Annotated in this window: 14 protein-coding genes; all 14 read right to left on the bottom strand. The window is 39.2% G+C overall.

Features of this window, described 5'->3' with window-relative positions:
- Positions 1-62: 62 nt before the first annotated feature.
- Positions 63-578: an MltR family transcriptional regulator gene (locus X781_RS00325; RefSeq protein WP_025235013.1), complete on the bottom strand. Its 516-nt coding sequence runs from the start codon at positions 576-578 to the stop codon at positions 63-65.
- Positions 579-586: 8 nt separating this feature from the next.
- A complete protein-coding gene (locus tag X781_RS00320; protein ID WP_025235012.1) occupies positions 587-1,726 on the bottom strand; it encodes a mannitol-1-phosphate 5-dehydrogenase in 1,140 nt (379 codons plus the stop codon).
- 57 nt (positions 1,727-1,783) lie between these two features.
- Positions 1,784-3,661 carry a PTS mannitol transporter subunit IICBA gene (locus X781_RS00315; RefSeq protein ID WP_025235011.1) on the bottom strand — a complete coding sequence of 626 codons (1,878 nt, stop codon included), beginning with the start codon at positions 3,659-3,661 and terminating at the stop codon, positions 1,784-1,786.
- A gap of 303 nt (positions 3,662-3,964) precedes the next feature.
- Positions 3,965-4,900, bottom strand: a complete 936-nt coding sequence (locus X781_RS00310) for a KpsF/GutQ family sugar-phosphate isomerase (protein WP_025235010.1) — start codon at positions 4,898-4,900, stop codon at positions 3,965-3,967.
- 10 nt (positions 4,901-4,910) lie between these two features.
- Positions 4,911-5,708 carry a glucitol operon DNA-binding transcriptional repressor SrlR gene (gene srlR / locus X781_RS00305; RefSeq protein ID WP_025235009.1) on the bottom strand — a complete coding sequence of 266 codons (798 nt, stop codon included), beginning with the start codon at positions 5,706-5,708 and terminating at the stop codon, positions 4,911-4,913.
- A gap of 41 nt (positions 5,709-5,749) precedes the next feature.
- Complete coding sequence (hxpB, locus tag X781_RS00300; protein WP_025235008.1) at positions 5,750-6,397, bottom strand: hexitol phosphatase HxpB; 648 nt, start codon at positions 6,395-6,397, stop codon at positions 5,750-5,752.
- Between the two features lie 74 nt (positions 6,398-6,471).
- Entirely contained in the window at positions 6,472-6,840 is a 369-nt protein-coding gene (gene gutM, locus X781_RS00295; protein ID WP_038643832.1) for a transcriptional regulator GutM, read from the bottom strand.
- An 84-nt stretch (positions 6,841-6,924) separates the two neighbouring features.
- Positions 6,925-7,713 (bottom strand): sorbitol-6-phosphate dehydrogenase, encoded by a 789-nt coding sequence (srlD, locus tag X781_RS00290; RefSeq protein ID WP_025235007.1) that lies wholly within the window; start codon positions 7,711-7,713, stop codon positions 6,925-6,927.
- 47 nt (positions 7,714-7,760) lie between these two features.
- Positions 7,761-8,126: a PTS glucitol/sorbitol transporter subunit IIA gene (gene srlB / locus X781_RS00285; RefSeq protein ID WP_025235006.1), complete on the bottom strand. Its 366-nt coding sequence runs from the start codon at positions 8,124-8,126 to the stop codon at positions 7,761-7,763.
- Between the two features lie 73 nt (positions 8,127-8,199).
- Positions 8,200-9,192, bottom strand: coding sequence for a PTS glucitol/sorbitol transporter subunit IIB (gene srlE / locus X781_RS00280; RefSeq protein ID WP_025235005.1), 993 nt, complete (start codon positions 9,190-9,192; stop codon positions 8,200-8,202).
- A gap of 31 nt (positions 9,193-9,223) precedes the next feature.
- Positions 9,224-9,778 carry a PTS glucitol/sorbitol transporter subunit IIC gene (gene srlA / locus X781_RS00275; RefSeq protein WP_025235004.1) on the bottom strand — a complete coding sequence of 185 codons (555 nt, stop codon included), beginning with the start codon at positions 9,776-9,778 and terminating at the stop codon, positions 9,224-9,226.
- 238 nt (positions 9,779-10,016) lie between these two features.
- On the bottom strand, positions 10,017-10,322 hold the full coding sequence (locus tag X781_RS00270; protein ID WP_025235003.1) for a heavy-metal-associated domain-containing protein: 306 nt from the start codon (positions 10,320-10,322) through the stop codon (positions 10,017-10,019).
- A 1-nt stretch (position 10,323) separates the two neighbouring features.
- The gene (locus X781_RS00265) at positions 10,324-10,704 is read right to left on the bottom strand and encodes a mercuric transporter MerT family protein (protein ID WP_025235002.1); all 381 of its coding nucleotides are present in this window, start codon (positions 10,702-10,704) and stop codon (positions 10,324-10,326) included.
- Positions 10,679-11,785, bottom strand: a complete 1,107-nt coding sequence (locus X781_RS00260; RefSeq protein WP_025235001.1) for a transglutaminase-like domain-containing protein — start codon at positions 11,783-11,785, stop codon at positions 10,679-10,681. The genes X781_RS00265 and X781_RS00260 overlap by 26 nt, the downstream gene beginning before the upstream one ends.
- Positions 11,786-11,855: the final 70 nt, after the last annotated feature.

The following is an 11,855-nucleotide window of genomic DNA, read 5'->3' as shown; positions in this document are numbered from 1 at the left end:
TTGTAAAATTTTAGCAAAATCTAACCGCTTGTAAATGGACGCACAGAGTGCGTCCCTAACGATTATAACGGGCTTTCCACATTTAACTGTTCATCAATTTCAGTAACCGCCAAAATCAAGCTGGAACGCACGATCTTTTCTAACCGCATTTGCTGCATTTGAAACAACATTGAATCTTTATTGCCTTTTGTTGCTTTTACATTCAGCAATTCATTAATCGGCAAAAAATCGACGTGGTTTAAATCTTTGGCAAATTGCACCACCGCAGGGTGGGAGAAGGAGAAGTCTTCTTCCTCTTCGCTTAAATGGGATTTCACTTCAAGAAAAAGCGAAATATCTTCAAACACTTTAGGCGAAATCACACCTAAGCCGAGTAAAACTTTTAAGCGAACAGAAAGATCAGCGAGTGGACCTTGATGTTCAAACAAGGAATCCACCACTGATTTTAATGCAAAATCCGTTTTGCGAAACACCCGCTCAATCAACTGTTCCACCGCATTGGTGAACAGCTGATTTGTGGTGGCGAGAAAGCCCCGTAACGTAGCTTCCTCACTCAGTTTGTCGATGTAGTCCACAATATCCAGACTTACTGATATAACCCAACAACCTTCGCAATCACAGCTTGGTCGGTTAAACCGGTGTATTTCTCAACTGCTGCGGCTACACCGTGATTTGCAATAAATTGGCTCAATTCGACCGCTTGTGGGTCTTCTTCATTACGATATTGCAACGCCATTACCACGCCATTCACTAAGTTGCTGTGTGGTAAACCATATTCTAATGTGCCTGAAAGTGGCTTAATTAAACGGTCATTCGGGCTGAGTTTGCGGATTGGCTCACGACCGACACGGTTTACATCATCATTTAAGTATGGGTTGGCGAAACGTTTAAGAATTTTCTCGATGTAGGCAGCGTGAGCTTGTGCATCGAAGCCGTAACGCTTAATTAGCACCGTACCGCTCTCTTCCATTGTGGCTTTAACTTGGGCTTTGATTTCATCAATTGCGATTGCTTCTTTGATCCATTGCACACCAGCTTGTTTACCTAAATAAGCACAAATTAAATGCCCTGTGTTAAGCGTAAATAATTTACGCTCCACAAATGCCATTAGGTTATCGGTTAATTCCATTCCTTTAATATCTGGAATTGAGCCTTTAAATTGAGTTTTATCCACAATCCATTCACTAAATTCTTCAACCGTTACTTCAAGCGGATCGTTTTCGTTTAGCTCTGCCGGTGGCACAATTCTATCTACCGCAGAATCCACAAAACCGACCAATTTTTCCACTTCTGCTTGTTGCTCAGCAGTTAAGTTTTCAAAAATTTTGCCTTTAAAGAACGTTGTACCACGCACCATATTTTCACAGGCAATAATGTTTAACGGTTGAGTATTACCGCTTTCCACACGAGCCACTAGTGCTTTTGCAAAAAGTGGGGCGATAAAGCCTAATACGTTTGGACCAACGGCAGTGGTAATTAAATCAACTGTTTTAACTTGTTCAATCACTGCCGCTTCATCTTTAGAATTGATCGCCGCAATATTTTTAACCATTTCAACACGGCTTGCATCGCCCACAATTTTCACGCCATACTGTTTGTTTTGGTTGATTTGGTCAATTTGAGTTTGGTTAATATCAGCAAAAGTAACGAACACGCCGCTATCTGCCAATAATTTACCGATAAAGCCACGTCCGATATTGCCTGCACCGAAATGGAGTGCGTTCATAATTTGTTCTCCGAAAAAATTAATATAAAGACAAAGGGCGAAAGTCGCCCCATAATATTATTTAGCCAATAATGCTAATACTTCATCTACATTTTGAGTTTGCGTTAAAGTTTGCATTGCTTGTTCATCATCTAAAGCGTTGGTAATCGCACTTAAAATCTGAATGTGGTCATTGCCTTTTGCCGCAATACCTACTACTAATTTCGCTACACCATCTTCTTCATCGGTGAAGCGAACACCGTTCGGATATTGACAAACGACGATACCGGTTTTGAGTACGCTATCTTTCGCATCCGCTGTACCGTGTGGAACGGCTAAGCCTTCACCTAAGTAAGTTGAAACCAGTTGTTCACGAGCGAACATTGCATCAACATAACTTGGTTGCACAAAGCCAGCTTTCACTAATTGTTCACCAGCAAAGCGGATAGCTTCTTCTTTGCTGTTTGCCGTTAAACCTAAGAACACTTGCGATGCTTGAAGTTTTAAGCCTTCTTCTTGTGCTCCTTCAACCACAACCGGATTTGCAAAATTTTGGCTATTTTCAACCGCTTGTTGTGGCTGGTTGTTGCCTAATTTCGCAATTAAGCTATCGTAAAACGCACTGTCTAAGAAGTTGGTTAATGATAAATGTTGAGCCGTTGCCACACGTTGTTGAGCACGAGGTGTCAAGTCTTTGTGAGTGATAACCAACTGTGCATCTTTCGGTAAATCGTTAATCGCTAAGTTTTGTACTTCAATGTTTAAGCCGGCTGCTTGTACTTTTTTACGTAACATACTTGCACCCATAGCACTTGAGCCCATACCTGCATCGCACGCTACATAGATTTTACGGATATTGCCGTTTACCGCAGCTACCGCAACACCTTTGCTCTCTGCTTTCATTGCTTGGGTTTGTGCTTGTGCATCTTCTAATGAAGCATCAGTTTTTTGTGTTTTAAGTAATACTGAAGCAATCGCAAAAGTTACCGCACAAGAAAGCACTACAGAAGCAATTACCGCAAAATGTGCACCCGGTGCAGTCATCGCAAGGATTGCGAAAATAGAACCCGGAGATGCCGGAGCGATTAAGCCACCGCCTAATAATGAGTTAGTTAAAACGCCTGTTGCACCACCTGCGATTACCGCTAAGATTAAACGTGGGCTCATTAACACATACGGGAAGTAAATTTCGTGGATACCACCTAAGAAGTGAATGATTGATGCACTACCTGCCGTTTGTTTTGCTGTACCACGACCGAAGAACATATAAGCAAGCAAGACACCAAAACCCGGACCCGGATTCGCTTCGATTAAGAACAGGATAGATTTACCCACTTCTTGTGCTTGCGCTGTGCCAAGTGGGGTGAATACACCGTGGTTGATTGCGTTGTTTAAGAACAGGATTTTCGCCGGTTCAACAATGATTGACGTTAATGGTAATAAACCTGCTTCAACTAATGCACCCACGCCAGCACCTAATGCCGCAGAAATTTGGGTTACAATACCACCGATGAACGCAAATGAAAGCATCGCTAAAATCATACCGATAATACCAACCGAGAAGTTGTTTACCAACATCTCAAAACCGCTTTTCACTTTACCGTCAATCGCTTTATCGAATGCTTTAATCGCCCAGCCGCCTAATGGACCTACAATCATTGCACCTAAGAACATCGGGATTTCAGAACCCACGATGATACCCATTGTGGTGATTGCACCCACAACCGCACCACGTTCGCCACCGACTAATTTACCACCGCTATAACCAATCAAAAGCGGTAGCAAATAAGTAATCATCGGACCAACCAGTTTAGCGAAGGTTTCATTCGGCAACCAACCTGTTGGAATAAAGAGAGCAGTGATGAAACCCCAGGCAATAAATGCACCGATGTTTGGCATCACCATATTAGAGAGAAAGCGTCCAAAGCCTTGAACTTTCACTTTTAAATTAGACATAAGAACCTCGAAAAGGAGAGAAAATTAGGGTTGAATAAATCCTGTGCAAAATAGCACCATTTTAAAAAGTTACAAAAATATTTCTCTCAAAAATGTGAACTAGATCACATTATTTTTTTAGGCGTAATTTAAAAAATGTGATCTTGATCACATTTTTAATTTTAATACAAAAAAACCAAACAAAATTTGTTCGGTTTTAATCGTAGGGACACACTGCCTGCATCCAAAAATATATTTCTTTTGCAAAATTTTAATAAAAAATAACCGCTTTTAAACGGACGTACGCAGTGCGTCCCTACAAAATTAACTCGAGAACTCTATCAAGCCGGTAACTTTACCGTTGTCATCAACTGCAATAAGCGAGTGAATTCTAAGTTCTTTCATTAAATCTTCCGCTTTGACTAAGAATACGGAATCATTAATCGTTTTAGGATTACGGGTCATAATTTCTTCTGCGGTTTTGCTTAGGCTTTCCGCACCGTATTTGGCTAAAGTTCGACGAATATCACCATCGGTAATAATCCCTTCCAATTTTCCCTCGTGCATAATGACTGCAACGCCCATTCTGCCTTCGTTCATCACAGATAAACATTCAGTAAACGGGGTATTGAGATCGGCAATCGGCAAGTTTCGCACCATCACATCTCGCACTCGATTTAACAATCTTCTACCAAGGCTGCCACCCGGGTGGAAGCGGGCAAAATCTTCAGGGCGGAAATTACGGGCTTTCATCAATGCAATCGCCAATGCATCACCTAATGCCATAGTAACCAACGTCGAGCTGGTTGGAGCAAGATTGTTTAAACAAGCCTCACGCTCTACGCCGATATTTAAAATCACATCCGCATTTCGCCCAAGTGTGGAGTAAGGATTGCCCGTCATCGCAATAATTTTGTTACCGAAATTTTTCAGGCTGGGAATCAGCTTATTCACATCATCGGTTTCGCCACTGTTAGAAATTAAAATGACCATATCAATCGGCTTTAACATTCCTAAATCGCCGTGGAAAGCTTCTGTTGGATGAAGGAAAAAACTTGGCGTTCCTGTGGAGGCAAATGTCGCCACCATCTTTTTCCCCACTAATCCTGATTTGCCAATACCACCTACCACCACTCGCCCTTGACAAGCCAGCATCATTTCAACGACCTCATTAAATTCTTCAGAGAGTCGATGGTTTAGCGTGATAATCTGCTGAGCGTAAAGGCTTAGCGTTTCTTTTGCACTGTCTAAATGATTCATTTTTGTGCCCTTATACAACTAACAACTCAATTCCTTTCGATTTAATTTGTTCTCTCATTTCTTGAGATAATCCTTCATCGGTAATAATAGTATGGATTTTCTCTAAACCACAAACGATATTGGGGCTTTTACGTCCAAATTTACTGGAGTCCGCAAGTAAGACAATTTTATTTGCAGCATCGCACATTAGAGAACTGACTTTATATACTTCATTGAAAGTCGTTAATCCAACATCTAAATCTAATCCATCAGTACCGATAAAGAGTATGTCAAAATTTGAACCAATAAAAGCTGATTCAGCAAAATAACCGTGAAATGATGCTGATTTTTCACGAAATGTGCCACCGGAAATAAGTAAGTTATACGATTTATTGAGTTTTAAAATTTCATTAAAAATCGTTAAACTATTTGTCATTAAAGAGAGATTATCAAATGGTTTTAGATAGGGAATCATTTGAAGCACTGTACTGCCCGCATCAAAAATAATAGAGTTTCCTTCATTAATTAATTCTGCGGCTTTTTGTCCAATACGTTGTTTTTGTTGAAGATTAATCCCTGTTTTTTGTGAAATTGGTTTATCTTCCTTATCTGTAGTTGCTATTTTTTCTTTTCTATCAAAGGTTTCATCCGAAATTAACACAACACTACCATAAGTTCGTAGCACTTTATTATCATCTTCTAAAGCAGTGAGATCTTTACGAATAGTTGCCCCTGTTAGCTTAAAATAAGCTGCAAGCACATCCACTTCCGTTCTACCGTGATTGGCTAAATACGCTAAAATTTGTTGTCGTCTTTCAAATGGTTTCATTTTTATCTCCAATTAGCAACGATTGGAGATTTCAATCTATGCTAATACTGTTTTAACTTTGTGATTACATCTAAAAGGGAAAACATTCTTTCATCAGCAATCGAAAATTTTTCGTTTTGATAATGTGGATTAACTAAAAAAGTGGTTAAATTTGCCGCTTTTGCTGCGATTAAGCCCGTTACACTATCTTCAATAACAATGCATTCTTGTTTCTCAATACCAAGTTTCTTTACTGCACTCAGATAAACAGCCGGGTGTGGCTTGCCGTAATCTTCGTCCATTGCGGTACATTGAATAGGGAAGTAATCCCATAATTTTAAACGATCAAAAACCGCCTCGATAATAACCGGTGGCGATGATGTTGCCACAGCAAGTCTGATATTATTAGACTGTAAGAAATCCAATAATTCATATAATCCTGCTAACGCAGAGCCTGATTTTTGTATCGCATTACAACCATAAGTAAGAATAGCCTCACTTAATTCGGCATTAGAAATCGTTAAATTGAATTTTTTTATCCAAGTTTCGCTAAGTTCATCTATGCGTTTACCCCTTGTAAATTTTTCACAATCTTCAACCGTAATATTAATTCCTAACGTTTCTAATACTTCAATTTGGGCTTCCGCCCATTGGGGTTCTGAATCAATCATTACCCCATCCATATCAAAAATGACACTGCTTATCTTCATTCTTTCCTCTCTATATTATCTCATTTCAAATAAAAAATATTCAAAATGAAATAAAAATTATATTATTTTTGATCCTAAGCATTATATCCGGAAGAGATAGCTACTTTTAAGGCAAACTGTGAGCGTTTATCCGTTGGAAAGATTTTTTCTGGTACAATTTCATCAATGGATAAGCCAATTACATCATCTAATTTTTGTGGTCTGGCAAAAACAGAGAATCCTTTCATACAAAGGCTATCAACAATTTTTTTCTGCTCATCAAATACCAGCACAATAATGGATTTTGGATTAAAGCGACCACTGTTACGCCCAACAGTTACTTTTCCTTTCCGGCTAATTTCCATAAAGGCTTGATTAAATGCTTTGATTTGAAGCCACCCGAATAAAATTTGTAAAAGCCACATTACTATAGCAAAAATAATGAAGACGGTTGTTGAATTCATTGCTCCTCCAAATAAAATACAAGCGGTCGATTTTGTTCATTTTTTTGCAACTTCCATAATGAACAGAACCAACCGCTTATGCTCTTAGAACATCACCTGTCCGCCGGTAATATTAATAGACTGTCCTGTGCAATACGCTGCTTCTTCGCTGGCATAGAATTTTAAGACATTCAATACATCTTGATAATCACAACCACGTTTTAAAGGTACTTTATCGATATAAACCTGTTCTACTTCGCTTTCCGGAATACCAAGTTTCGCTGCATATTGTGGAATTAACGATTGGAACATCGGTGATTTCAATAAATTACCTAACATTAATGAATGCACGGTAATGCCTTTATCTGCTAAATCTAACGCTAAAGATTGTGTCAAGCCTACGCCGCCAAATTTTGCGGCACTATAACCTGAATTATATTTACTACCAACTTTCCCTGATTTTGAGTTAATTTGAATAATCCGTCCTTTAATTCCATCACGAATCATTAAACGAGAGAAATGTTTTGCGGTTAAGAAATAACCTGTTAAATTCACTTTTACCGATAAATCAAAATCGTTTAAATTGAAATCCCAAATAGGCGATGCTTTTGCCGTGCCTGCACTATAAACTAATACATCTGCACGCCCAAATGCGGCATCGGTAGCATTAGCTAATGCTTCAACACTTGGTTCATCTCCAGCATCTACTTGCACGCCAATCGCATTACCTTCGCCTTGTTTTGCATTAATATCTTTAGCCACTTTTTGTGCATTTTCACCGTTTAAATCAGCAACAACTACACGATAGCCAGCATCAGCTAACCCTTCAGATAAAAAAGCTCCAAGTGTTTGACCACCACCTACAACGATAGCCACTTTTTTTTCATTTTTCATAATGTATTCCTCTAAATTTTCAATTTGAAATAAGTTGTAATCCGTTATTAATCACGCTTGATAATCAAGGTTGAATTTTCCGATAAACCTTGCGGTGGTGTTCCGATAACGTGAACACTTCCCGGAAATTCAGCCTCTGCTGAACTATCAAAGCGGAAAGTGATGTGTCCGAGCGATGATAAGTTTTCTGATGCAACGCTACCGACTGCTGTAATTGGATAATCTACACCATCAAACTCTGCAATATCACCCACTTGTAAAGGGCTGCTTAATTCAGATGGATTATGAATGAAGCAATAATCTTCCAAGTCTGCAGGAGCACCCTGTTTAAAAGTAATTAACATATTGTCTTGTAAGGATTCTTGAGCAAAATTACCAATTTTAGTAAAGGTCGTTGTATAAATAATTGCCATATAGATGTTCTCTCTTTATTTACAAGCGGTGCATTTGGCAAAAAAATTTGTAAATTTAACCGCTTGTAATTCATTATTGATAGATAAATGCTGAAACTGCCCAAGCAACCAGCACTGTTGGTGCCCCGGTTAAGAAACGACCGACCAATACGGAAGGAACGCCCACTCTTACGGTATCTTGTTTTGCTTCTGCCATTGAAAGACCGACAGGAATAAAATCACAAGCAGCTTGAGCATTAATTGCGAATAAAGCAGGTAAGGCTAGATGTGGTGGAATATTGCCTAAACCGATTTGTGTACCTACTAACACCCCAATAACTTGTGCAATAACCGCTCCAGGACCTAAGAATGGCGAGAGGAGAGGGAATGAGCAGATCAAGGCTAAAATCACTAATCCGATTGGACTGTTAGCTAACGGTGTCAAGCCGTGTGCAATCACATCTCCTAAGCCTGAAGCAATAATGATCCCGATTAAGGCGGAAACGAATGCCATAAACGGTAAAATGGTTTTAAGCACGGTATCAATCGTATCTCGTCCTGCTTGGAAGAATAATGCTGCAACAGAGCCCATTCCCATTCCAATTTTTGCTAATAAACCATCACTTTGCTCGGTAATTTTTTTACTTGAGTCATACTCTTTCGCTTGGCTTGGGACGACTGTTTTGGGCTCAGTAACTACAGAAGAAGCCTCTTCTGCATCAACTAAGCGAATGTTATGTTCTTTTACCGCCGATACATAAATATCTTCTACGATAAATTCAGCTAATGGACCTGATTTACCTGTTGCGTGAATATTAATAGTTGGAATACGGCGTTTCGGATAAAGCCCACAACGTAATACACCACCACAATCAATAATCGCAATACCAATTTCTTCCGCCGGTGGCTCGCCATCTTTGAAGCCGTCTACTGCCTCCCAGCCTGTTAATTCCACTAATTTATTCACAATGGCAGGGCGTGTTCCTCCTGTCATATAAAGCACTTTTTTGCCTTCTACTACAGGTAATGTTAATGGACCACCCCAACCGCCATTGCCTTTTTCAATATAAATAGCTTTGTTACTCATAATACATTCCTCTACTTTTCATTCTGTTTAATTAGTGAGATAAATGAACTTCTTTATCTAATGTAATACCCATTCGCTTTTCAAAAAATGCGGTAGTGAAGTCCGTAATCCAGCCACGGAAGAAGTTAGTGAACATACCTACTAGCAAATAACTGATAGCTAAAGGACCAAGTGGTAAGCCTAGTGTGGTTAATCCACTGGCGATACCTAAGTAAACGAATAACTCACCCGGATTGATATGAGGGAATAATCCATTCATTGAGTGGCAACTATAAGATGCAGCTGCATAGTAGCTTGGTTTGTAACGCTCAGGTAAGAAACGCCCTAAGCTCAATGTCATCGGATTACAAAAAACAAATGTTCCGATAACAGGTAAGATTAAATAGCGAGAAATCGGGTTTCCTGCACTGCGTTGTGCAAGCCTTTCAATACGATCTTGCCCAATGAATTTGATCAATGCATTCATTACTACCAGTAATGAAATTAAAAGAGGCAAAATACCATTTATCATTCCAACTAAGGTTTCACCACCTTTTTGGAACAAACCGATAAACCATTCTGCTCCGTGTGTGATTGTTTCGATCATAAAGACCTCCGTATTTTTCAAAATAAAAATTACATTTTTTCATCTCTGTGTCGAGATGTGCAAATAGTAAAACATTTTCATTTTGAAAACTGTGATTAAGATCACAAAACCAGAAAAACATTTCAAATCAAATCAATTTTGTTTTATTTTGAAAACAAATATAGATGAATACTTTGATAAGAAAATGAGAGAGGGATTAATAAAAGAAAAAGCTCAAACCTTTGTTTGAGCTTATTTCTTACATCACTTTTGCAGAATATTTCAATTTTTCGACCGCTTGTATTAACGCTTGATTATCCACATTCGCTTTGGCGACTACGGTTGCGGTTCGTTCTTTCATTGAGGCTTTGGTCGAAATTACGCCTTCTACCGCTCGCAATTCTTTATTTACTAAATAGACACAAAGCTGGCAGTACATTTCAGGAATGTGAAGTACAACCGTTTTTTCAGCTTGTTGCATTTCGGTTTGAACGGCTTTTTCTTGTGCATAACTTGAATTAATCAATCCAAAAGCCAACAACACAGATGCGACATATTTTTTCATTTTATTCTCCACCCCACATTTCTAAAATATAAGGCAAAACATAAGGGTAAGTTAGAAAGAACATCACAATAACAAACACCACCCAATACAAAATCACTAAGGTTCTGCGAGAGAAGTATTTGGTGCAAATAATCTTATTGGAAAAATTAAGTAGCCAAAAACCGTAGCCAAATGCACAAAGTGAAAGAATTAGCATTGGAATTTGCAAAAATTCAAGCTGATTTAATTCCATCAGCCAAGGAGATGAAATTCCAAACAACAAATAAATGAGCGGTGCAATGCAACACAAGGTGGAACTCACCGCTGTTACTACAGCGGTGATACACATTGTAATGAATTTGTTGTTATAGCTACTATTATAATTCTTTGGAGATGAGCTCATAGCCAAATTCTTTTGCATCAAAGGAATTTAACGGATCGCCACCTACTTCTGCATACGGATAACCGAAGTTGTTAAGCGGTGCTAACTCAGGTTGTGGATATAAGTTGAAATCACGACCGTGATTAAAGCCGACCCAGTTCATTTCCCAGTTGCCGAATAAGTATTTCGACACCGCTTGAACATCAGCATCTGCCACTTCTTTTTTCTCGGCTAAACGCATTTTCGCTACATCGGCAGAATCCACCGGCACCCAACCGAAGCCGGCTAAATAAAATTCCGCACGGCAGTGTTGTCCGCTGTTTTCGTTTGCAATACCATCTTTTGAGCTACCGAAAGCGGTTTTGGAATATTGGCTCATTTTATCCGCTTTACCTAAACGGATACCAAACACTTCACGTGCCGGAATGCCTGAAGCACGAGCTAATGCCACAAATACAGAGTTGATGTCGGTACATTTGCCTTTCAGCACTTTGGTGGTTAAGATTTTTTCCACATCACCATCACCGCAACCTAATACGGAATTATCTCTCTCCATATTGTTTACAATCCAGTTGTGGATAAGTTCAGCTTGTTTCAGTGGATTTTTCTCGTTACCCACAATTTTATCGGCATACTCTTTCACAATACCGTCTGTTTTAATGTGTGCGGTTGGTTTGAGGTATTCCAACACATCCACAGAATAGATGATTTTTTCCGGCATTTGGTAATCTTTCAACGCCCCTTGAGCCATTGGCTCACGGTCTTGAGTTTGGATAACCAATTTCACTTTCATATCACGTTTCGGTGCATCTTTATCCCAAGTGGCATAAAGGGTTTTTGCACCATAAGCGTTATTTTCGGTGATATACGCCGTTTTATAGCTGCCTTCAAATTCAATGGATTTAACAGTTTGATAGTCGGTATCAGACGGCAGCGGAATCCATAAATTCGTTGTGCCGGAAGAACCTTGTGGAACCACTAAATCATAAGATTGGGTAAATTCATAAGTATGAGTGTTGGTGTGGAAATTATTGTGTTGAACCGGGGCTGCAAAAGCAGTTGCACAGCTTGATGCAACAAGAGAAGCAATAAGTTTATTCATTAGAAATGATCCTTATTAGATTGAAGAAACAGTTAAAACTTAACATATTAAGTATTCTAACTACGGATGA

This window comes from Mannheimia sp. USDA-ARS-USMARC-1261 (assembly GCF_000521605.1).
GTDB classification, from domain to species: domain Bacteria; phylum Pseudomonadota; class Gammaproteobacteria; order Enterobacterales; family Pasteurellaceae; genus Mannheimia; species Mannheimia indoligenes.
The sequence above is the reverse complement of the archived record's forward strand: the minus strand, read 5'-3'. Positions and strand labels throughout refer to the sequence as shown.

Coding starts and splice junctions, on each gene's coding strand:
- X781_RS00320 (WP_025235012.1), bottom strand. CDS start 1,726: ATGAACGCACTCCATTTCGGTGCAGGCAATATCGGACGTGGCTTTATC.
- X781_RS00315 (WP_025235011.1), bottom strand. CDS start 3,661: ATGTCTAATTTAAAAGTGAAAGTTCAAGGCTTTGGACGCTTTCTCTCT.
- X781_RS00310 (WP_025235010.1), bottom strand. CDS start 4,900: ATGAATCATTTAGACAGTGCAAAAGAAACGCTAAGCCTTTACGCTCAG.
- srlR (WP_025235009.1), bottom strand. CDS start 5,708: ATGAAACCATTTGAAAGACGACAACAAATTTTAGCGTATTTAGCCAAT.
- hxpB (WP_025235008.1), bottom strand. CDS start 6,397: ATGAAGATAAGCAGTGTCATTTTTGATATGGATGGGGTAATGATTGAT.
- gutM (WP_038643832.1), bottom strand. CDS start 6,840: ATGAATTCAACAACCGTCTTCATTATTTTTGCTATAGTAATGTGGCTT.
- srlD (WP_025235007.1), bottom strand. CDS start 7,713: ATGAAAAATGAAAAAAAAGTGGCTATCGTTGTAGGTGGTGGTCAAACA.
- srlB (WP_025235006.1), bottom strand. CDS start 8,126: ATGGCAATTATTTATACAACGACCTTTACTAAAATTGGTAATTTTGCT.
- srlE (WP_025235005.1), bottom strand. CDS start 9,192: ATGAGTAACAAAGCTATTTATATTGAAAAAGGCAATGGCGGTTGGGGT.
- srlA (WP_025235004.1), bottom strand. CDS start 9,778: ATGATCGAAACAATCACACACGGAGCAGAATGGTTTATCGGTTTGTTC.
- X781_RS00270 (WP_025235003.1), bottom strand. CDS start 10,322: ATGAAAAAATATGTCGCATCTGTGTTGTTGGCTTTTGGATTGATTAAT.
- X781_RS00265 (WP_025235002.1), bottom strand. CDS start 10,704: ATGAGCTCATCTCCAAAGAATTATAATAGTAGCTATAACAACAAATTC.
- X781_RS00260 (WP_025235001.1), bottom strand. CDS start 11,785: ATGAATAAACTTATTGCTTCTCTTGTTGCATCAAGCTGTGCAACTGCT.